Below are 20,970 nucleotides of genomic sequence, written 5' to 3' on the forward strand. Positions count from 1 at the left end.
CGTCCGTAAGTGTCGGATGCTGATAGGAAATTGGCCGTGCTAGGGCTCATAAAGAAAAAAGCGAACACGCTGCTGGGTATCGATATCAGTTCCACTACTGTGAAGCTGCTCGAGCTCAGTCGCTCCGGGAACCGCTACAAGGTTGAGGCCTACGCGGTTGAACCTTTACCACCCAGTGCGGTGGTCGAGAAAAACATCGTCGAGCTTGAGGGTGTCGGCCAGGCTTTGGAAAAAGTCCTTGCGCGCTCCCGTACCTCGCTCAAGCAGTCCGCTGTGGCTGTTGCCGGCTCCGCCGTCATAACCAAGACCATCGAGATGGATGCCGGTCTGGATGATGACGAGATGGAAGAGCAGATCAAGCTGGAAGCCGATCAATACATTCCTTACCCTCTCGATGAGGTGGCTATCGACTTCGAGGTTCAGGGGCCTTCCCCGCGCAACCCTGATCGCGTCGAAGTGCTGCTGGCAGCTTGCCGTCGTGAAAACGTTGATATTCGTGAAGCCGCTTTGGCCCTGGCTGGTCTTGACGCCAAGGTGGTCGAGGTCGAGGCTTACGCCATGGAGCGGGCCTGTGATCTGGTAATTGATCAGTTGGATGGCAACCGCGATGAGCTGACTGTGGCAGTGATCGATATCGGCGCCACCATGATGACCCTCAGTGTTCTCAGCAAGGGTCGAATCATTTATACCCGCGAGCAGCTCTTCGGTGGCAAGCAGCTGACTGACGAGATTCAGCGGCGCTACGGTTTGTCCCAGGAAGAAGCTGGATTGGCCAAGAAGCAAGGCGGTTTGCCTGACGACTACGAGTCGGAAGTGCTAAGCCCCTTCAAAGATGCCGTGGTTCAGCAGGTTTCCCGCTCACTGCAGTTTTTCTTTGCTGGTGGTCAGTACAACGACGTGGACTACATCCTCCTGGCTGGTGGTACGGCTTCGATTCCCGGTTTGGATCAACTGATTCAACAGAAAATCGGCACCACCACGTTGGTAGCTAACCCCTTTGCAAACATGACCCTGTCCAACAAGGTTAATGCCGTGGCACTGAGCAACGATGCGCCGGCCTTGATGATTGCATGTGGTCTGGCAATGAGGAGTTTCGACTAATGGCTCGCATTAACCTACTACCCTGGCGCGAGCAGCTCAGGGAAGAGCGCAAGAAGGAGTTTTTGACCATTCTTGTGCTGATTGTTGTCTTTGCCGCCGCCCTGGTGTTTCTGGGTGATCGCGTGCTTAACGGCAAAATTGATCATCAAAATGCCCGGAATGCGTTTTTGCAGAAAGAAATTGCGCTTCTCGATACCCGTATTCAGGAAATCGAAGAGCTTCAAGCTCGACGTACCCAATTGCTTGATCGTATGAAAGTTATCCAGGATCTGCAGGGTAACCGTCCAATTATTGTGCGGGTGTTTGATGAAATGGCCCGGACCTTGCCAGACGGTGTTTTCTTCAGTCTGGTAGAAATGAAAGCCAGCGTAGTCAGTATCAAGGGCGGTGCAGAATCGAATAGTCGGGTTTCCAATCTGATGAGGCAAATGGATGCTTCTGATTGGCTGACTTCGCCAAACCTGACTGCCGTTCGTGCTATTACCTCGGGTGGTGTGGATCAAGCTAACGAGTTCGAGCTGTCTGTGCGCCAGACCGACCCGCGTAGCGCGGCTGAGGGAGAGGGCCAGCAATGAGCATTAATCAGGCAATTGAGAGTTTCAAAAAGATTGATGTTAACAATATTGACGTTAACAACGTGGGGTCATGGCCGGGTGCACTGAAGTTCATCACTGGGCTTATTTTGCTTATCGCTCTGTTGGTTGCAGGCTACCACTTTCACCTCAAGGATTTGCAGGTTTCCTTGGAGCGTGAGCAAGCCACTGAAGTAACCTTGCGTGCGGAATTTACCGATAAGTCCTTCCGTGCAGCCAACCTTGAAGCCTACAAAGAACAGTTGGCAGAAATCGAGGAGCGCTTTGGAACCCTGCTGAAACAACTTCCCAGTGACACTGAAGTGCCTGGTTTGCTGGAAGATATCACGCAGATGGGTCTTAACAGCGGTCTTGAGTTCGAATCCATTACCCTGCAGCCTGAGGTTGCACAGCAATTTTATATCGAGCTTCCAATACAGATAGTAGTCACGGGTAGCTACCATGACATTGCTACGTTCGTTAGTAGCGTGTCCGGCCTGCCCCGTATTGTTACGCTCCATGATTTTAAAATCGAGCCAGTAGAAGAGGGTGGTAATCCAGACCTTCTCAAGATGGACATTCTGGCTAAGACCTATCGATACAATGAAGCAGGAGGCGAGCAATGATCATGCGTCATTCCATGCTGAGCGTCGCACTTGCCTCCGGTTTGCTGTTGTCTGGCTGTGGTGGCGGTAACTTCAGCGATCTGCAAGAGTTTATGGAGCAGACTCGGGCTCGTCCTGCCGGTGCCATCGAGCCTCTGCCAAGATTTCAGCCCTATGAGGCATTCACGTACAGTGCAACATCCTTGCGTAGTCCGTTTCAGCCGCCGATCAAGATTGATCTGACGCAGCCACGCGGGTCGCAGGATATCAAGCCCGATGAAGACCGGGTTCGACAGTTTCTTGAAGGCTTTAACATCGAGTCCTTTGAGATGGTTGGCATCCTCAGTAACGACCAGGGCATGCAGGCACTTATACGAGGTGCTGGTAGTGTGCACAGGGTAAGCATTGGTGACTATCTGGGTCGAAATCACGGCCGTATTGCCAGTATCGAAGAAGGCCGTGTCGACGTAGTAGAAATCGTCCCGGACGGTGAAGGTGGTTGGTTGGAGCGCCCGCGAACGCTCAGCTTGCCTGAGCGCGGATAAGTCAACCAGGGAGATAAAAAATGAACTGCAAACAGTCACGCGTGGAACGCAATCACATGCCTTTAACCAGAAAGTTTTCACTTGCAGCGGTTCTTGCGCTGTTAAGTCCGCTGGCCCTGGCGGCCAATCTGCAGAATCTGGATGTGGCCTCCCTGCCGGGCGAGCGGGTTGAGTTGAAGCTTAGCTTTGACGAGCCGGTTGTTTCCACGCCCAAGGGTTACACCATCGATCAGCCGGCCCGTATCGCGATTGACTTGCCTGGGGTAAAAAACCAGCTTGGTCAACGCAACCGTGAGCTGGGTCTGGGTAATGCTCGTAGCCTGACCGTGGTTGAAGCGAATGACCGTACGCGCCTCATTATCAACCTGACAGACCTGGTCCCCTACGCTACCCGTGTAGATGGCAATGATCTGTATATCATGGTGGGTGCTGCCAGTGCGCCAGGCTATACCGCAGCTGACACGCCAACAGCTGTAGCGCCGGCAACCGCAGCTCCTTCACAGTGGCGAGATGCGTCGCAGCCTGCCGTGAGTGCATCTGCAGCCACCGGAGCCCCTGCTATTCGTGGTCTTGACTTCCAGCGTGGCGATCAGGGTGAAGGTAACGTCGTTATTGACCTGTCTGACCCGTCAATTCGCGTTGATGTTGAAGAGCAGGGCGGCCGTGTGCGTCTGACCTTCCCTGATACCCAGTTGCCTGACCAACTGCGCGTGCGTCTGGACGTGAAGGACTTCGCTACACCGGTCAACTTTGTTAACGTCAGCACCAGTGGCCGCAACGCTGTTGTAAGCATTGAACCCACGGGTTTTTACGAGCATCTGGTATACCAGGCGGATAACCGGCTGATTGTAAGCTTCAAGCCGCTGACTCGCACCGAAGTCGAACAGCGCCGTGCAGATGCCTTTGCCTATACGGGCGAAAAGTTGTCTCTAAACTTCCAGAACATTGAAGTGCGTTCTGTTCTGCAACTGATTGCTGATTTTACCGACCTGAATCTGGTCGCCAGCGATACCGTTCAGGGAAGCATCACCTTGCGTCTGCAAAATGTGCCATGGGATCAGGCGCTGGATCTGGTGTTGAAGACCAAGGGTCTTGACAAGCGCAAGATTGGTAACGTGCTTTTGGTGGCGCCGGCCGAGGAGATTGCTGCACGCGAACTCCAAGAGCTGGAAGCTAGTCGCCAGATTGCTGAACTTGCGCCCCTGCGCAAGGAAATCATTCAGCTCAATTATGCCAAGGCGTCTGACATTGCCAGCCTGTATGAGGATGATGAGAATGAAGGCACGCTCGCCGATGATATGCGAGGTACGGTCATCTTTGATGATCGTACCAATACCTTGCTGGTTACCTTGACCCAGGAGCGCATTGACGAACTGCGTCGTATCGTTACCCAGTTGGATATCCCGGTCCGTCAGGTCATGATCGAGGCACGAATCGTTGAAGCCAACGTTGGTTTTGACCGTGCCTTGGGTGTGCGCTGGGGTGGTAACGTGCGCATGGGTGATCGCTTCAGTCTGTTTGGCAAGAATGGTGAGACGGGCGTCGACGACAGCGCTGAAGACCAGACCACCGCTGGCTTCCAGGGTCGTCCTACCCGTCCATTCAACAGTCCCTTCGTTGATATGGGGCTGCCTAGCGGTATGTCTACCTCAGGTATTGGCATCGGCTTCATTACTGATAACACCATTCTGGACCTTCAACTGTCCGCCATGGAGAGTACCGGTAATGGGGAAATCATTTCCCAGCCCAAGGTGGTTACCTCGGACAAGGAAACGGCCAAAATCCTCAAGGGTTCAGAGATCCCCTACCAGGAAGCCAGTTCCAGTGGTGCGACTACTACCGCTTTTGCTGAGGCAGTGCTGTCGCTGGAAGTAACTCCACAAATCACTCCGGATAATCAGGTCATCATGGAGGTAATTGTCACCAAGGATGAGCCTGACTTCACCAACGAAGTGAACGGTGTGCCGACTATTCGCAAGAACGAAGTCAACGCTACCATTCTGGTTGGTGACGGTGAGACCATCGTGATCGGTGGTGTGTTCTCCAGCGAAACACAGAACGGTGTTGAAAAGGTGCCTTTCCTTGGTGATCTGCCGATCCTGGGTCGTGCTTTCCGCCGGGACATTACCTCGGAAACCAAATCTGAACTGCTGATTTTCCTGACCCCGCGCATTATCAACAATGGAGCTATCAGCGTTGCCAGGTAAGCCCGTTGCGTAATGTGTTTCTGGTAGGCCCGATGGGTGCTGGGAAAAGCACCATCGGGCGTCTGCTTGCAAAGGAACTCAAATACCCCTTCAAGGATTCAGACCGGGAGATAGAGGCGCGAACTGGTGCTGATATCCCCTGGATTTTTGACGTTGAGGGTGAGGAAGGCTTCCGCGAGCGCGAGGAGGCCATGATTGCGGAGCTGGTGCTTGAGCAGGGTATCGTTCTTGCCACCGGGGGTGGGGTAGTCATGCGTGAAGCCAATCGACATGCGTTGGCTGCCCATGGTCTGGTTGTGTACTTGCGCACCAGCGTCGATCAACAACTACAGCGCACTGCCAAGGATCGTCAGCGCCCGTTGCTGCAGACGGCAGACCCGGAAAAGGTTTTACGTGAGTTGATGGCCAAGCGCGACCCGCTGTACCGCGAAATTGCCGACCTCATCATCGACACTGATCAGCGTGGCCCGAAGATTGTGGTCAACACCATCCTCAATCGCCTTCAAGATGGCGCCGACTGACAGTCTGCATAACTCTCCAAAGCACTCGTTCAGCTTATGCAATGCCCTGCCGGGTGTTGTATTCTTGTCGCATTCTGAGGGAGATACAAGATGCAGCAATTGAACGTTGAATTGGGTGAGCGCAGTTATCCTATTTATATTGGGAGTGGGTTGCTCGACCAGCCAACGCTGTTCACAGATCATATCCATGGCCGCCAGGTCTGTATCGTGACGGATGATACTGTCGCCCCTCTTTACCTGGAGCGGCTCTCTGCGACACTCAAAGATTATCAATTGCTCAAGGTTGTGTTGCCTACTGGCGAAGCCTTCAAGAACTGGGCCACGCTACAGCAGGTGTTTGATGCACTGCTGCTTAACCGGCATGACCGCAAGACCACATTGATCGCCCTCGGTGGTGGCGTTATTGGTGATATGACCGGATTTGCGGCGGCGTGCTACCAACGCGGTGTCGATTTTATTCAAGTGCCGACAACGCTATTGTCGCAGGTTGACTCCTCCGTGGGCGGCAAGACGGGCATCAATCATCCTGCCGGGAAAAATATGCTCGGCGCCTTTTACCAGCCGCAGGCGGTGATCATTGATACCGACAGCCTGAAAACCTTGCCAGCTAGGGAGATCAGTGCAGGTCTGGCGGAAATCATTAAATACGGTTTGATCCGTGATGCGGACTTTTTGACCTGGCTGGAAGTCAATATGGCCTCAATGCGCCAGCTGGATGCAGCCTTGATAACTGAAGCGATAAGTCGTTCTTGCTGCATCAAGGCCGAGGTAGTTGCCGCTGATGAGCGTGAGGGCGGGGTTCGGGCAATTCTCAACCTCGGGCATACCTTTGGCCATGCGATCGAGGCGCATCAAGGCTATGGACAATGGTTGCATGGTGAAGCGGTAGGCGCGGGAATGGTAATGGCGCTGGATCTGTCGCGCCGCCTTGGTCGATTGAATGACGCTGACATTGAACGTGGACGCAGTCTTATCGCTGCGGCAGGACTACCGGTCTCGCCACCCACCGAAATGACAGTTGAAGACTTCACGGAACTGATGGCCGTGGACAAGAAGGTGCTGGATGGCAAGTTGCGCCTGGTGTTACTCAGGCAGATGGGTCAGGCGGAAGTCACAGCGGATTTTCCGTTGGAATCACTAAATGCCACGCTGAATGCGTGGCGCCAATAACCGTTGCAGGGTAAAAGACATGACAGTTCCGGGTGGCATTGAAGCCTTTCTCGATCACTATCAATTGACGCACGATCCTTTTGCCGCCCGTACACCGGGTTTCAAGTTCTTTACCCCGCAGCGCAAGAATGTGTTGGCCGAATTGCATCATCTCGCCCGATTCGGTAATCGTGCGCTACTAGTGACGGGGCCGCATGGCAGCGGCAAGACATTGCTGCGTCAGGCTCTGGTAGCCAGTACCAACAAAGATACAACGCAGTGTGTGGTCACGACGGCGAAGGAGTTTCCGGAGTCAGGCGGGTTAATGGGTTATTTGTGCCAGGCAGTCAATGCCAGTGGCCGCAATGTTGAGGCGTTACTTGACCGCGCGGAACAGTTGCACGAGACCGGTGTACAGCTCTATTTGATCATTGATGATGCCGAGCTGCTTGAGCAGCAAGCCTTGCAGGATATAGTCGACCTGTGCCTGGTTGACGGTGAGGACTCGGCTCTGCGCCTGTTCTTGTTTGCAGATCCGAGCATAGACCAGGCGCTGGCCAAGATAGAAATTGATGTCAGCGATGATGACGATGGTGATCTTGCCAATAGCTGGGTACACAGGATTGCACTGCAGCCTTACAGTCTGGAAGAAACGCGCGATTACATTGCCCAGCGACTGGATGCCGCCGGACAGGGTATTGAGCTGGTTGATGATGCACAGTTGGAGTGGGTTCATGACCACAGCGGTGGCTGGCCAGGGTTGATCAACAGCGCGGCGATGAAAGCCATGCAGGACGCAATGGATGAGCAAGAGCGCGCGGTCGATGGCCCAAAACCAGGCTTGCCGCTGAAAACCATTGCGGCTCTGGTGCTGGTCGGGGTTGGTGTGGCCTTTGCCTGGTGGATGGGTGATCAAGAGCAGCAGACGCCGGTCGAAACGGTATTGCAGTTACCTGAAGCGACAACCCCTGCGGTGGTCAATGCAGATCCTGAACTGGCCGGATTAACCGAAATGGATTCGCTGTCGATCAGTCCTGCGGCATCAGAGCCTCCTGGGTCGCAGACGGGCAGCTCTGAGCCTCAGCCGCTTCAGGACCCTGTGGTAATTGATACGCCGTCAGTGCCAGATGCAGGTACGCCTCCGGTGGTAGTGGCGGGTTCCCCTGCAGCGCCGAGCGCTACGCCCAGCCCTGTTGCCGAGGCACAAGCTCCTGTTGCGGCGGCACCAGTAGCCCCCCAACCCGCTGAGCGCTCGACGCCGGTTTCAACACGGGTGCAAGCGCCGATATCGAGCCAGTCTGACAACGGAGCCTGGTACAGGGAGGCAGCCGCAAGCGAGTATGTGCTGCAATTGCTTGGTAGTCGTAGCGAAGATGCAGCCAAGAGCTTTATCAGTCGCAATAGCGCTCTCTCTGACCTGGGCTTCTTTGAGACCCGTCACGAGGGGCAGCCCTGGTTTGTTGTAACCCAGGGTCGCTATTCGACACGGCAACAGGCCCAGGCTGCCATTGCCGCTTTGCCAGAACCGGTAAAGCAGCTCAAGCCTTGGCCCAGAAGCATGGGCAACATCCAGTCATCCATGCAATGAACTGCTGATGCTTGCCGTTCCGAAGGTGGGGCGGCAAGCATCAGATCATACCGAGCGCGCTAAGCCTCCATTCAAGTTATCACTCTCCGGCATGGCCAGATCAGGTTTGCCCCAGACTTTACGCATGAAAAAGCCCGCGCGAAGGGCTGAAATTGTAAAAGCTTTCCTTTTTACGACATTTGCATACGCTTTTGCGGCAAAAAAAATTGTGGTGGTTTTGGCTGCTGTGTACAATCAACTCCCCTTTTTCTTCGACGCCGGTGCAGGTCTTTTCCCTAACCTGCTGACAGGTGTCTGATCTTTAAGCTTTTTAATGAGAGCGTGCCTATGAAAGCAGGTCTATATCAGCCTGATCAGTTCAAGGATAACTGTGGCTTCGGTTTGATTGCCCATATGGAAGGCCAGCCCAGCCATCACTTGCTGAAGACAGCTATTGAGGCGCTGACCTGCATGACCCACCGCGGCGGCATCAATGCCGACGGCAAAACCGGTGACGGTTGTGGTTTGCTGATTCAGAAGCCTGATCAGTTCCTGCGCGCCATAGCCAAGGAAAGTCTGGACGTCACGCTGCCTGAGCAGTATGCCGTGGGTATGATCTTCATGGGCTCGAGCGCTGGTGAAACCAAGGCCGCCTATGCGGCCTTTGATAATGCACTGCAGGATCAGGGCCTGACCCTGCTCGGCTGGCGGCCCGTGCCCGTAGACGAGAGCGTGCTTGGGCCGTTGGCCTTGAGTCGCATGCCGCGTATCGAACAGATTTTTGTCTCGGGCGAAGGTCTGGATGAGCAGCAGTTCGCTATCAAGCTCTTCTATGCCCGTCGCAAGGCCGAGATCGCCATGCAGGGAGACGAGAATTTCTACGTCTGCAGCCTGTCGAACAAGGTCATCTCCTATAAAGGCCTGATGATGCCGGCCGATCTGGAGCAGTTCTATCCTGATCTGGCTGACGCACGCATGGAAACCGCGATCAGCGTATTCCACCAGCGTTTTTCCACCAATACCCTGCCCAAGTGGCCGTTGGCCCAGCCATTCCGGCTGGTGGCGCACAATGGTGAAATCAACACCATTACCGCCAACCGCAATTGGGCGCATGCACGTCGTAACAAGTTCAGCAACGATCTGTTACCGGATCTGGATAGTCTGGCGCCGCTGGTCAATGTGACCGGCTCCGACTCATCCAGCATGGATAACATGCTGGAGCTGTTGATTGCCGGTGGTATGGATCTGTTCCGTGCCATTCGTATGGTTGTGCCGCCAGCCTGGCAGAACGTCGAAACCATGGACGCTGATCTCAAAGCCTTCTATGAGTTCAACTCCATGCATATGGAGGCCTGGGACGGCCCAGCCGGTATCGTCATGACCGAGGGTCGCTACGCGGTCTGTCTATTGGACAGAAACGGTCTTCGTCCGGCCCGCTATGTGGTGACCAAGAATGGTTATATCACCCTGGCGTCGGAAATCGGCGTGTGGGACTACCAGCCAGAGGACGTGATCAGCAAAGGTCGTGTCGGCCCCGGCCAGATTCTGGCGGTTGATACCCAGACGGGTGAAGTGCTGCACACCAGTGATATCGAAGATCGCCTCAAGTCGCGTCATCCATACCGCAAGTGGTTGAAGGAAAATGCCCTGCGCATTCAGGCAACCATGGATGACCGCGACCACGGCAACGAGTTTCTCAATCAGGAGCAACTCAAGCAACACATGAAGATGTTCCAGGTCACCTTTGAAGAGCGTGATCAGGTGCTGCGCCCGCTGGCCGAAAATGGTCAGGAAGCGGTCGGTTCCATGGGTGACGATACGCCCATGGCTGTGCTGTCGAGTCGTGTACGCTCTGTTTACGATTACTTCCGTCAGCAGTTTGCTCAGGTCACCAACCCGGCCATCGATCCACTGCGTGAAGCCATCGTGATGTCGCTGGAAACCTGTCTGGGTGCCGAGCGCAACGTGTTCGAAGAGACGCCTGAGCACGCCAATCGCGCCATTCTCAGCAGTCCGGTGATCTCGCCTGCCAAGTGGCGGACGCTGATGAACATGGATCGTCCCGGCTTTGCCAGTCAGAAGATTGATCTGAACATGCCGGAAGATATGCCGCTGGGCGATGCTGTGCGCGCAATAGCCGAGCAGGCTGCCGCCGCTGTGCGTGAAGGCAAGACCTTGATTGTCCTCAGTGATCGCGGCATCAGCCCCGGTCGTTTGCCGGTGCATGCGGCCATGGCCGTTGGCGCGGTTCATCATTATCTGGTTGACCAGGGGCTGCGCTGTGACTGCAACATCCTGGTCGAGACCGCAACCGCCCGCGACCCGCACCACTATGCTGTGCTGATCGGCTTCGGTGCTTCCGCTGTCTACCCTTACCTGGCTTACGAAGTGTTGGGTGACCTGCTGCGCACTGGTGAAGTCATCGGCGATCTGTATGAGGTCTTCAAGAGCTACCGCAAGGGTATCTCCAAGGGCCTGCTTAAGATCCTCTCGAAGATGGGTATTTCCACCGTGGCATCCTACCGTGGTGCCCAGCTGTTTGAGGCGGTCGGCTTGTCTGACGAGATCGTCAATATCTGTTTCAGGGGTGTGCCGAGTCGTATTCAGGGGGCGAGCTTCTCCGACCTGCAAGCCGAGCAGAAACTGCTGGCGGCCGAGGCCTGGAATCAGCGCAAAGCGATTCAACAGGGTGGCCTGCTGAAGTTTGTCTTTGGTGGCGAATACCATGCCTACAACCCTGACGTCGTGCGCCTGTTGCAGGACGCCGTTCAGGGCGACAGCTACGATAAATATCTGGAATATGCGGCGGTGGTGAATAACCGTCCGGTTGCATCGCTGCGTGATCTGCTCAAGATCAGTGATAGCCAGACGCCCATCACGCTGGATAAGGTCGAGCCGCTTGAATCGATCTTCAAACGCTTTGATTCGGCTGGTATCTCCCTTGGCGCGCTGTCACCCGAGGCTCACGAAGCCATAGCTGAGGCCATGAACCGCTTGGGTGCACGCTCCAACTCCGGAGAGGGCGGTGAAGACCCCGCCCGCTACGGCACCGCGCGCAGCTCCAAGATCAAGCAGATTGCTTCTGGTCGTTTTGGCGTAACCCCCGAGTACCTGGTCAATGCCGAAGTGCTGCAGATCAAGGTGGCCCAGGGCGCTAAACCCGGTGAAGGCGGTCAGTTGCCCGGTGGCAAGGTCAATGAACTGATTGCCCGGCTGCGTTATGCCGTGCCTGGTGTGACGCTGATTTCGCCACCGCCGCATCACGACATTTATTCGATCGAAGACCTGTCGCAGCTGATCTTTGACCTCAAGCAGGTCAATCCGCAGGCGCTGGTTTCGGTCAAACTGGTGGCCGAGCCTGGCGTCGGCACCATTGCCGCCGGCGTGGCCAAGGCCTATGCCGACCTGATTACCATCTCCGGTTATGACGGTGGTACCGGTGCATCACCGCTGACCTCGATCAAATATGCCGGTTCGCCCTGGGAGCTGGGCCTGTCCGAGGCGCATCAGACGCTGCGTGGCAATGATCTGCGCGGCAAGGTACGAGTACAGACCGATGGCGGTCTGAAAACCGGCCTGGATGTGATCAAGGCGGCCATTCTGGGGGCTGAAAGCTTTGGCTTTGGTACCGCACCGATGATCGCGCTGGGTTGCAAGTACCTGCGCATCTGTCACCTGAACAACTGTGCTACCGGTGTGGCTACACAGAACAAGCACCTGCGTGACAATCACTATATTGGTACTGTGGAAATGGTGATGAACTTCTTCACCTACGTAGCCACTGAAACCCGTGAGTGGTTGGCCAAGCTGGGTGTCAGCAGCCTGGAAGAGTTGATTGGCCGTACTGATCTACTGGAGATTCTGCCGGGTACCACCAGCAAGCAGCAGGGTCTCAACCTGGAGCCGTTGCTGTTCAGCAAGGATGTGTCGGCTGACAAGCCGCAATTCTGCCAGTCGCCGCGCAATGAGCCCTTCGACAAGGGTCTGACTGCCGAACAGATGGTCAAGCAGGCCCGTGCTGCCATAGACGGCAGGACCGGTGGTGAGTACCACATGGCACTGACCAACTGTGACCGCTCCATCGGCGCGCGGGTCTCCGGTGAGATTGCCAAGGTGCATGGCAACCAGGGCATGGTCAATGCGCCCATCACCTTCCGCTTCACGGGTACTGCCGGTCAGAGCTTTGGTGTGTGGAATGCCGGCGGTCTGCACATGTACCTTGAGGGTGATGCCAACGATTACGTCGGCAAGGGTATGACCGGCGGCAAGCTGGTGATTGTGCCGCCCAAGGCCAGTCCGTTCCGCTCGGAACAGACGGCGATCATTGGTAACACCTGTCTGTATGGCGCAACCGGTGGCAAATTGTTTGCTGCTGGTACGGCCGGTGAGCGCTTTGCTGTGCGCAACTCCGGGGCGCATGCAGTCATTGAAGGTGCCGGTGATCACTGCTGTGAGTACATGACTGGTGGTATGGTCTGCGTGCTGGGCAATACCGGCGCTAACTTCGGTGCGGGCATGACCGGTGGCTTTGCTTATGTACTGGACCGCGACAACAGTTTCTTTGACAAGCTCAACCATGAACTGGTCGAGTTGCATCGCATCAGCAACGAGTCGATGGAGGCCTACCGCAGCCACCTGACCCAGGTGCTGACCGAGTATGTCAACGAAACCGGCAGTGCCTGGGGCGCGGAAGTGCTCGAGAATCTGGACAACTACATCCGTCGCTTTTGGCTGGTCAAGCCCAAGGCTGCGAGTTTGCGCGCCCTGCTCAAGACCACGCTGGCGAATCCGCAGTAAGCACGGGCATACAGTGACCGGCTCGCCCCAGGCGGCCGGTCAGCGACAGAGATGATGCGGCGCTGACCCTGAGGGTCGGGCTGCGGTAACGAGGTGGAATGATGGCAGACCGTTTGAGTAACGACTTCCAGTTTATCGATGTGGGTCGTCAGGATCCGAAGAAGCGTCCGCTGCGTGCGCGCAAGACCCAGTTCGTGGAGATCCATGAGCAGTTTCGCCCTGAAGAAGCCAGCGATCAGTCACATCGCTGCCTGGAGTGTGGCAATCCCTATTGTGAGTGGAAGTGTCCGGTACACAACTACATTCCCAACTGGCTGAAGCTGGTGTCCGAGGGCAATATCCTTGAGGCTGCCGAGCTGTCGCATCAAACCAATACCCTGCCAGAGGTCTGTGGTCGAGTCTGCCCACAGGATCGACTGTGCGAGGGCGCCTGTACCCTGAATGATGGTTTTGGTGCGGTTACCATCGGTTCGGTAGAGAAGTACATAACCGATACCGCCTTTGCCATGGGCTGGCGCCCTGATCTGTCCCACGTGGTGCCCACCGGCAAGCGCGTTGCCATCATCGGTGCCGGCCCGGCGGGTCTGGGTTGTGCCGATATCCTGGCCCGTGCGGGCGTTGCCCCAGTGGTATTTGATCGCAATCCGGAGATCGGTGGCCTGCTGACCTTCGGTATCCCCGAGTTCAAGCTGGAAAAGATCGTCATGTCGCGCCGTCGCGAGATCTTTCAGGGCATGGGTATCGAGTTCCGCCTGAATACCGAGATCGGTAAGGATGTCAGCATGGACAGCCTGCTTAGCGAGTTCGATGCGGTCTTCATGGGCATGGGTACCTATACCTACATGAAAGGCGGCTTCCCCGGTGAAGATCTGCCCGGCGTGCACGATGCGCTGGACTTTCTGGTAGCCAACGTCAACCGCAATCTGGGCTTTGAAAAGTCTGCGGCAGACTTTATCGACATGAAGGGCAAGCGCGTGGTGGTCCTGGGTGGTGGTGATACCGCCATGGACTGCAACCGTACCTCGATCCGTCAGGGTGCGGCAGCGGTAAGCTGTGCTTATCGTCGCGACCAGGAAAACATGCCCGGTTCACGCAAGGAAGTGAAAAACGCCAAGGACGAAGGTGTCGAGTTCCTGTTCAATCGTCAGCCTATCGCTATTGTCGGCGAAGACAAGGTCGAGGGTGTGAAGGTGGTCGAGACCCGCCTTGGTGAGCCCGATGCCCGCGGCCGCCGCAGCCCTGAGCCGATTCCCGGCTCGGAGCAGGTGTTGCCGGCGGATGCGGTGATCATCGCCTTCGGTTTCCGTCCAAGCCCGGCCAACTGGTTCCCGCAGAGCAGCATCGAGACCGACAACCAGGGTCTGGTGGTAGCAAAAGAGCAGGCGACCTATCCGTTCCAGACCAGCAACCCGAAAGTCTTTGCGGGTGGCGACATGGTGCGCGGCTCAGACCTGGTGGTAACGGCCATCTGGGAAGGTCGTCAGGCTGCTGAAGGTATCCTCGGTTACCTCGGCGTCTGATTCTACTTGAATCAATGTGCCCCGCACGGGGCACATTGACGCATCTGTTCACCTGTTACGACCTTCTGCCCCTGATCTTTCGCGGCAATAACCGGTACAATGGCGCTCTGAACCCGCTATTGGATACCCCCTCATGTCCGAATTGAAAAACGACCGTTTCCTGCGTGCCCTGATGCGTCAGCCGGTGGATGTAACACCGGTGTGGATGATGCGCCAGGCTGGACGCTATCTGCCTGAATACCGCGAGTCACGCAGCCGGGCAGGGGATTTCATGGCGCTCTGCACCAATCCGGAATTGGCTTGTGAGGTAACGCTGCAGCCGCTGGAACGCTATCCGCTGGATGCGGCCATCCTGTTTTCGGACATTCTCACCATTCCCGATGCCATGGGCCTGGGTCTGTACTTTGAAACCGGCGAAGGCCCGCGTTTTCGCAAGCGCATAGACACGGCTGCGGATATTGCCGCGCTGCCGATTCCCGATCCGGAGCAGGACCTGGGTTATGTGATGAATGCCGTGCGCACCATCCGTAGCGAATTGAATGGCCGTGTGCCGCTGATTGGCTTTTCCGGCAGTCCCTGGACGCTGGCCACTTATATGGTTGAAGGCGGCTCTTCAAAAGATTTTCGCAAGACCAAGGCCATGCTCTACGATCAGCCTGAGGCCATGCATCAACTGCTCGACAAGTTGGCCGACTCGGTCACTACCTACCTGAATGGGCAGATTCTCGCCGGCGCCCAGGCGGTGCAGATTTTCGATACCTGGGGCGGCAACCTGTCTGCTGATGCCTATCAGCACTTCTCGCTGGCCTATATGCGCAAGATTGTGTCCGGGTTGATCCGCGAGCATGAAGGCCGCCGTGTACCGGTCATTCTGTTCACCAAGAACGGTGGGCTGTGGCTGGAGAGCATTGCCGATGCCGGTGCCGATGCACTGGGGCTGGACTGGACCATGGATATCGGCGTCGCTCGTTCACGGGTCGGTTCGCGCGTTGCCCTGCAGGGCAATATGGATCCCACGGTGCTGTATGCCAAGCCGGCGGCCATTCGTCAGGAAGTGGCACGAATCCTGAAGAGTTATGGCAAGGGTAATGGCCATGTCTTCAATCTGGGTCATGGTATTACCCCCGAAGTGGATCCGGCCCATGCCGGGGCCTTTATTGAAGCAGTGCACGAGCTGTCGGCCATTTACCATGATCCGTCAGCCATTGTGGTCTGAACCAGAGCAGCTGAGCCGTTAGACGGCAGGGAGAGGGATATGCGGCGGGTCATTTTCAATCAGAAGGGCGGTGTGGGTAAGTCCAGTATCGCCTGCAATCTGGCCGCTGTCAGTGCGGCAGCGGGCTACAAGACCCTGGTGGTGGATCTCGATCCCCAGGCCAACTCCAGTCATTATCTGCTTGGTGAGGGCTTGGCTGATGTCGACCTGACCATTGCTGATTTCTTCTCGCAGACCCTGTCGAGCAGCCTGTTCAACAAGAAAGCCGAGCAGTTCGTCACCGAAACGCCGTTTGAAAACCTTTGGTTGATGCCGGCCAGTCCCGAGCTCGCCGAACTGCAGCACAAGCTTGAGTCGCGCTACAAGATCCAGAAGCTGCGCAAGTTGCTGAACGATCTTAAAGACAACTATGAGCGGATCTACATTGATACCGCGCCAAGCTTCAATTTTTACACCATGTCTGCGCTGATTGCCGCAGATCGCTGCCTGATTCCCTTCGATTGCGACAGTTTTTCCCGCCAGGCGCTGTATGGTCTGCTCGGCGAGCTGGAAGATATCCGCGAGGAGCACAACGAGGACCTGCAGGTTGAGGGCATCGTGGTCAATCAGTTCCAGTCCCGCGCCAGTTTGCCGCAACAGATTCTCGATGAACTGATTGCCGAGGGCTTGCCGGTACTGCCGGTCTATCTGCCCAGCTCGGTGCGTATGCGCGAATCACACCAGGTCAGTACGCCGCTGATCTTCCTTGATGGCCGACACAAGCTGACTCAGCAGTTTATTGCCTTGCATGACCATATTGAAGCCAGCTGAGTCAGCGCAGTTGGTTTTCAGAGGCTCCCTAGCGAGCCACTAGCACATCACAGGGTGGCTCGCGCAGCAGGGCCTGGGCCAAACTGCCTAGCAGCGACTCGCCCATGCTGCTGCGGCTGTGGCTACCCAGTGCAATAAAGCTTGGTTGCAGGCGTTTAATCGCTTCTTCCAGCTGTGCCCGGACTTCACCGCTTTGTACCTGCAGCTCGGCCCTTGGGCGCGGTGTGCCAATCATATCCAGGGTTTCCAGTTCATCCTCCAGCAGATAGGACAAGGTTTCCTGCTGCTCGGTCATAAAGGTCTCGCGCGCAGCTGGCCCGGCCAGACGGGTACCCAGTGGTGGATTGCACAGGTGCAGTGCGTGCAGCTGCCCGCCGTTCAATATCAGGGCAGCACAGCGCAGTGCTTCACTGGCGCAGGTGGAAAAATCCAGCGCCAGCAGCGCGCTGCTGTAGTCGCCATCGGGGGTCGCCACCATCAGCACCGGTACCGACGATAGGCGGCTGACCCGTTCCAGCGTAGTACCAACAAAAAGCTCGGTGTTGTCCTGATGATGTCGGCCCATGACCAGTAGCTGGGCATTCTGCTCGCTTACGGTACGTAGAATGCTTTCAGCAACCCGCCCCGGCTCGACAATCAATTGCACGCCAGTGCCGACGTCTTTCGGGCAACGTTCAAGCTGTTTTGCAAGCAGATGCCTGGCTTCCTCACAGACCTTGTCCTGAGCCATCAGTGGCAGTTGATTATCCACGGTATGCAGTACAATCAGAGGGGCCTTGAGACGGCTGGCGAGCATGCAGGCTCGGCTGACGGCCAGATCGGATTCCGGGCTGAGGTCGCTGGCAGCAATAATCGGTGACACGGCAGGTACTCCCTGAATGTGGTTTTCAACAGTATGCCCGTCGCAGCCGGCGGAATATTTGACTTGAGACAAGATGCGCGATCTTGCTGAATGTCAGGCATTGACCTGTCGGTGGCGGCGTGGGCATGCTGAGCATTACACCCCATGATAGACAAGGTATGAACATGAAGCTCGAAACCCTTGCGATACACGCTGGTTATTCCCCTGACCCCACGACCAAAGCCGTGGCGGTGCCGATTTATCAGACCACTTCCTATGCCTTTGACAGCACCCAGCATGGGGCTGATCTGTTTGACCTCAAGGTGCCGGGAAATATCTATACGCGGATCATGAACCCGACCAATGACGTGCTCGAACAGCGTGTGGCTGCGCTGGAAGGCGGGGTGGGTGGTCTGGCCGTGGCCTCGGGCATGGCGGCTATCACCTATGCGATTCAGACCCTGGCCGAGGTCGGTGACAATATTGTGTCGGTGGCCAAGCTTTATGGCGGCACCTACAACCTGTTTGCCCATACCCTGCCGCGCCAGGGCATCGAAGTACGCTTTGCGGCGCATGATGATATTGCTGCGCTGGAAAGCCTGATAGATAACCGCACCAAGGCGGTGTTCTGCGAATCGATTGGCAATCCCTCGGGCAATATCATCGATATCGCCGCGCTGGCTGCCGCCGCACACCGCCATGGTGTGCCCCTGATCGTCGACAACACCGTCGCCACGCCAGCGCTGTGTCGGCCGATCGAGCACGGTGCGGATATCGTTGTGCATTCGCTGACCAAGTATATCGGCGGCCACGGCACGACGGTGGGCGGCATTGTGATTGATGGCGGGCGTTTCCCCTGGGCGGACAATGCCGAGCGTTTTCCGCTGCTGAATACTCCAGATCCTTCCTATCACGGCGTGGTTTATACCGAAGCCTTTGGTCCGGCTGCTTTTATCGGCCGTTGCCGGGTCGTGCCGCTACGCAATATGGGTGCCGCACTGTCACCGATGAATGCCTTTCAGATTCTGATGGGACTGGAAACCCTGGCGCTACGTATGGAGCGGCATTGTGAAAATGCGCTGAAGGTCGCGCACTATTTGCAGCAGCATCCCCAGGTCAGTTGGGTGCAGTTTGCCGGTCTGCCTGACCATCCCGAGCACGCGTTGGCTCAGCGTTATATGGGTGGCGTACCTGCGTCGATCCTGTCATTCGGGATCAAGGGGGGGCAGGAAGCCGGTGCCCGATTTATTGATGCGCTGCAGTTGATCGTGCGGCTGGTCAATATTGGTGACGCCAAATCACTCGCCTGCCACCCGGCTACTACCACACACCGTCAGTTGAACGACGAAGAGCTGGCCAAGGCCGGGGTGCCGCGGGATATGGTGCGGTTGTCGATCGGCATTGAGCATATTGACGATATTCTTGCTGATCTGACTCAAGCGCTTGCGGCGGCAAGCGCCTGAGCCAGCCACAAGCCCCAAGCGGCAAGCTACAAGCTGTCCGAGTTGGCTAGTAGCGGGTCGTTACTCTCCGGCAACGGCGTGACTGTAGAGGATTAATGATCTCTGAGTTTGCTTGGTCAGCTTGTAGCTTGCGGCTTGAAGCTTGCAGCTTTGATCTGGCCACTCTTTCCCTCTTAGGCGGGAAAGAGTGGCCAGATCAATGGAATGATCAGCGTCGCAGTAGCCCACATGATCAGGTTCATGGGGATACCAATGCGCATGAAATCGGTGAAGCGGTAGCCTCCGGCGCTGTAGACGAAGGTGTTGGTCTGGTAGCCGATGGGGGTGGCGAAACTGGCGCTGGCGGCGAACATGACGGCGATCACAAAAGGCCGTGGATCGGCGCCCAGTTGCTGGGCAACACCGATGGCAATGGGTGTCAGCAACACCGCCACGGCGTTGTTGCTGACTATCTCGGTAAGAATCGACGTCAGCAAATAGACGAATGACAGCATGAACAGCGGGCCGAGCAGGGGTGACAGGGTCATTACCTGGCCGACCACCGTGTCCACCAGTCCGACCTTGTTCATCGCGATACTGATGGCCAGCATGCCGAAGATGATAGTCAGTATGCGCCAGTCAATGGCCTTGTAGGCATCCTCGGTGTCAAGACAGCCGCTGGCAATAACGATAGCCGCACCAATCATTGCCAGTCCCTCGATGGGCATGACCTTGAAGGCCGCCAGCACCATGACCGCAAGAATGGCAGCGATTGCAATGGGTGCCTTGTTGCGTCGGTAGGCGCGTTCTTGCACGGTATTCAGGCTGATCAAGTCGCCATTGTCAGCGAACTTCTTGATCTGCGTCGGCGTACCCTCAACCAGCATGACATCACCGAACTGCAGCTGAAACTCATCCAGATTGTCCTGGATGTTCTCGTTGTGTCGGTGGATGGCCAGTACGTGAATACCATAGCGCGCAGTCAGGTTCAGGTCGCGCATCGGGCGGTGGCTGTAACGTGAGTTGCGACCCACAATCGCCTCGGCCAGGACCACATCGCGGGTGGAAATGGTCTCGAAATTGGCCGCCTGTTCGCGGTTGAAGGTCAGCAGGCCATTCTGTCGCAGTTCCATGAAGTCGCGCATGTTGGCATGCAGCACCAGACGGTCTCCGGCGCTCAGTACCGTGGTGTTCAGTGGCGTCGACAGCTCCTCGTCGCCGCGAAAGATTTTCAATACCTGAATGCCGCTGCCACCATTGAGCTTGGCATCACTGATGGTCTGATTGATCACCGGTGAATCATGCGGCACCAGCAATTCGGTCATGAACGGCCGGGACTGGTCCGGGCGCAGGGTCTTGGACAGGCTTTCACGGTCCGGCAAAAGACGGTGGCCGATCAGCATGATGAAGGCCAGACCAATGCCGGCCATGATTAGCCCAGGCAGGAAGATATCGAACATGCCGAAGGGTTCCATGCCGTTCTGCCGCGCCACGCCGTCGACCAGAATGTTGGTCGAGGTGCCGATCATGGTCATGGTGCCGCCGAGAATGGTGGCATAGGACAGGGGGATCAGCATCTTCGAGGCCTTGCTGCCGACCTGTGCCGCCAGCGCCACCGCCACCGGCGTCAGGATGGCGACGACCGGCGTATTGTTGATAAAGGTCGATAGCAGCATGGCAGTGACCATCAGACTGAACAGCGTACGCATCGGACTGCCGCCACCGAGCCGTGACAGCCATTTGCCCAGAGCCTCGACGCAACCGGTGCGCTCCAGTGCAGCGGACATGACGAACATGCAGGCAATGGTGATGGGGGCGCTGTTGGATAGGACACCGAGCACATCGCTGGGCGTCAGCAGGGTGCTGACCAGCAATACGGCAACAGCAATGCCGACGACCACATCCGGGCTGAATTTTTCACGGGCAAAGGCGTAGAACACCCAGCACAGCAGGGCAGCTACGCCAATCATTGGCAGGGAATCCCAGTTCATCGGCAACCTGAATCTCGTATGAGGTATCGGCCCCGTTCACCGGAGACCATCAGGCCGCCACAGTAAAGTGGAATATTAGACTTGTC

The 20,970-nt window shown here is 56.5% G+C and carries 16 protein-coding genes; 14 read left to right on the forward strand and 2 right to left on the reverse strand.

The window, feature by feature from the left end; genetic code table 11:
- Nucleotides 1–36 precede the first annotated feature (36 nt).
- The 13 genes from AC27HQ_RS07280 (at nucleotide 37) to AC27HQ_RS07340 (ending at nucleotide 16,610) form a co-directional block, all read left to right on the forward strand.
- Nucleotides 37–1,101 (forward strand): pilus assembly protein PilM, encoded by a 1,065-nt coding sequence (locus AC27HQ_RS07280; RefSeq protein ID WP_487155481.1) that lies wholly within the window; start codon nucleotides 37–39, stop codon nucleotides 1,099–1,101.
- A complete protein-coding gene (locus AC27HQ_RS07285; protein ID WP_487155482.1) occupies nucleotides 1,101–1,676 on the forward strand; it encodes a PilN domain-containing protein in 576 nt (191 codons plus the stop codon). The genes AC27HQ_RS07280 and AC27HQ_RS07285 overlap by 1 nt, the downstream gene beginning before the upstream one ends.
- Nucleotides 1,673–2,299, forward strand: a complete 627-nt coding sequence (locus tag AC27HQ_RS07290; protein WP_487155483.1) for a type IV pilus inner membrane component PilO — start codon at nucleotides 1,673–1,675, stop codon at nucleotides 2,297–2,299. Before AC27HQ_RS07285 ends, AC27HQ_RS07290 begins: the two co-directional genes overlap by 4 nt.
- The gene (locus tag AC27HQ_RS07295; protein WP_487155484.1) at nucleotides 2,296–2,823 is read left to right on the forward strand and encodes a pilus assembly protein PilP; all 528 of its coding nucleotides are present in this window, start codon (nucleotides 2,296–2,298) and stop codon (nucleotides 2,821–2,823) included. Before AC27HQ_RS07290 ends, AC27HQ_RS07295 begins: the two co-directional genes overlap by 4 nt.
- 56 nt (nucleotides 2,824–2,879) lie before the next feature.
- Nucleotides 2,880–5,030, forward strand: a complete 2,151-nt coding sequence (locus AC27HQ_RS07300; protein ID WP_487155485.1) for a type IV pilus secretin PilQ — start codon at nucleotides 2,880–2,882, stop codon at nucleotides 5,028–5,030.
- Between the two features lie 5 nt (nucleotides 5,031–5,035).
- A complete protein-coding gene (gene aroK / locus AC27HQ_RS07305; protein ID WP_487155486.1) occupies nucleotides 5,036–5,551 on the forward strand; it encodes a shikimate kinase AroK in 516 nt (171 codons plus the stop codon).
- A 90-nt stretch (nucleotides 5,552–5,641) separates the two neighbouring features.
- Entirely contained in the window at nucleotides 5,642–6,721 is a 1,080-nt protein-coding gene (gene aroB / locus AC27HQ_RS07310; RefSeq protein WP_487155487.1) for a 3-dehydroquinate synthase, read from the forward strand.
- Between the two features lie 19 nt (nucleotides 6,722–6,740).
- Entirely contained in the window at nucleotides 6,741–8,288 is a 1,548-nt protein-coding gene (locus AC27HQ_RS07315; RefSeq protein ID WP_487155488.1) for an AAA family ATPase, read from the forward strand.
- Between the two features lie 7 nt (nucleotides 8,289–8,295).
- Nucleotides 8,296–8,586 carry a hypothetical protein gene (locus tag AC27HQ_RS07320; protein WP_487155489.1) on the forward strand — a complete coding sequence of 97 codons (291 nt, stop codon included), beginning with the start codon at nucleotides 8,296–8,298 and terminating at the stop codon, nucleotides 8,584–8,586.
- Nucleotides 8,587–8,615: 29 nt separating this feature from the next.
- Nucleotides 8,616–13,064 (forward strand): glutamate synthase large subunit, encoded by a 4,449-nt coding sequence (gltB, locus tag AC27HQ_RS07325; RefSeq protein ID WP_487155490.1) that lies wholly within the window; start codon nucleotides 8,616–8,618, stop codon nucleotides 13,062–13,064.
- Nucleotides 13,065–13,165: 101 nt separating this feature from the next.
- Entirely contained in the window at nucleotides 13,166–14,584 is a 1,419-nt protein-coding gene (locus AC27HQ_RS07330) for an FAD-dependent oxidoreductase (protein ID WP_487155491.1), read from the forward strand.
- A 133-nt stretch (nucleotides 14,585–14,717) separates the two neighbouring features.
- Complete coding sequence (hemE, locus tag AC27HQ_RS07335; RefSeq protein ID WP_487155492.1) at nucleotides 14,718–15,800, forward strand: uroporphyrinogen decarboxylase; 1,083 nt, start codon at nucleotides 14,718–14,720, stop codon at nucleotides 15,798–15,800.
- A 39-nt stretch (nucleotides 15,801–15,839) separates the two neighbouring features.
- A complete protein-coding gene (locus AC27HQ_RS07340) occupies nucleotides 15,840–16,610 on the forward strand; it encodes a ParA family protein (protein ID WP_487155493.1) in 771 nt (256 codons plus the stop codon).
- A 28-nt stretch (nucleotides 16,611–16,638) separates the two neighbouring features.
- On the opposite strand, the gene AC27HQ_RS07345 is transcribed toward AC27HQ_RS07340, so the two are convergent.
- Entirely contained in the window at nucleotides 16,639–17,472 is an 834-nt protein-coding gene (locus tag AC27HQ_RS07345) for a universal stress protein (protein ID WP_487155494.1), read from the reverse strand.
- A 164-nt stretch (nucleotides 17,473–17,636) separates the two neighbouring features.
- Here AC27HQ_RS07345 and AC27HQ_RS07350 point away from each other — a divergent pair, with 164 nt between their 5' ends.
- Nucleotides 17,637–18,914, forward strand: coding sequence for a bifunctional O-acetylhomoserine aminocarboxypropyltransferase/cysteine synthase (locus AC27HQ_RS07350; protein ID WP_487155495.1), 1,278 nt, complete (start codon nucleotides 17,637–17,639; stop codon nucleotides 18,912–18,914).
- A gap of 173 nt (nucleotides 18,915–19,087) precedes the next feature.
- On the opposite strand, the gene AC27HQ_RS07355 is transcribed toward AC27HQ_RS07350, so the two are convergent.
- A complete protein-coding gene (locus AC27HQ_RS07355; RefSeq protein ID WP_487155496.1) occupies nucleotides 19,088–20,884 on the reverse strand; it encodes a sodium:proton antiporter in 1,797 nt (598 codons plus the stop codon).
- Nucleotides 20,885–20,970: the final 86 nt, after the last annotated feature.

The organism is Halopseudomonas sp. 4NH20-0008, assembly GCF_057548395.1.

Bases quoted from the DNA above. Each gene is read 5' to 3' on its own strand.
- AC27HQ_RS07295 (WP_487155484.1), top strand. From the start codon at position 2,296: ATGATCATGCGTCATTCCATGCTGAGCGTCGCACTTGCCTCCGGTTTG.
- AC27HQ_RS07350 (WP_487155495.1), top strand. From the start codon at position 17,637: ATGAAGCTCGAAACCCTTGCGATACACGCTGGTTATTCCCCTGACCCC.
- aroB (WP_487155487.1), top strand. From the start codon at position 5,642: ATGCAGCAATTGAACGTTGAATTGGGTGAGCGCAGTTATCCTATTTAT.
- AC27HQ_RS07355 (WP_487155496.1), bottom strand. From the start codon at position 20,884: ATGAACTGGGATTCCCTGCCAATGATTGGCGTAGCTGCCCTGCTGTGC.
- hemE (WP_487155492.1), top strand. From the start codon at position 14,718: ATGTCCGAATTGAAAAACGACCGTTTCCTGCGTGCCCTGATGCGTCAG.
- AC27HQ_RS07300 (WP_487155485.1), top strand. From the start codon at position 2,880: ATGCCTTTAACCAGAAAGTTTTCACTTGCAGCGGTTCTTGCGCTGTTA.
- AC27HQ_RS07315 (WP_487155488.1), top strand. From the start codon at position 6,741: ATGACAGTTCCGGGTGGCATTGAAGCCTTTCTCGATCACTATCAATTG.
- gltB (WP_487155490.1), top strand. From the start codon at position 8,616: ATGAAAGCAGGTCTATATCAGCCTGATCAGTTCAAGGATAACTGTGGC.
- AC27HQ_RS07340 (WP_487155493.1), top strand. From the start codon at position 15,840: ATGCGGCGGGTCATTTTCAATCAGAAGGGCGGTGTGGGTAAGTCCAGT.
- AC27HQ_RS07285 (WP_487155482.1), top strand. From the start codon at position 1,101: ATGGCTCGCATTAACCTACTACCCTGGCGCGAGCAGCTCAGGGAAGAG.
- AC27HQ_RS07290 (WP_487155483.1), top strand. From the start codon at position 1,673: ATGAGCATTAATCAGGCAATTGAGAGTTTCAAAAAGATTGATGTTAAC.
- AC27HQ_RS07320 (WP_487155489.1), top strand. From the start codon at position 8,296: ATGCTTGCCGTTCCGAAGGTGGGGCGGCAAGCATCAGATCATACCGAG.
- AC27HQ_RS07330 (WP_487155491.1), top strand. From the start codon at position 13,166: ATGGCAGACCGTTTGAGTAACGACTTCCAGTTTATCGATGTGGGTCGT.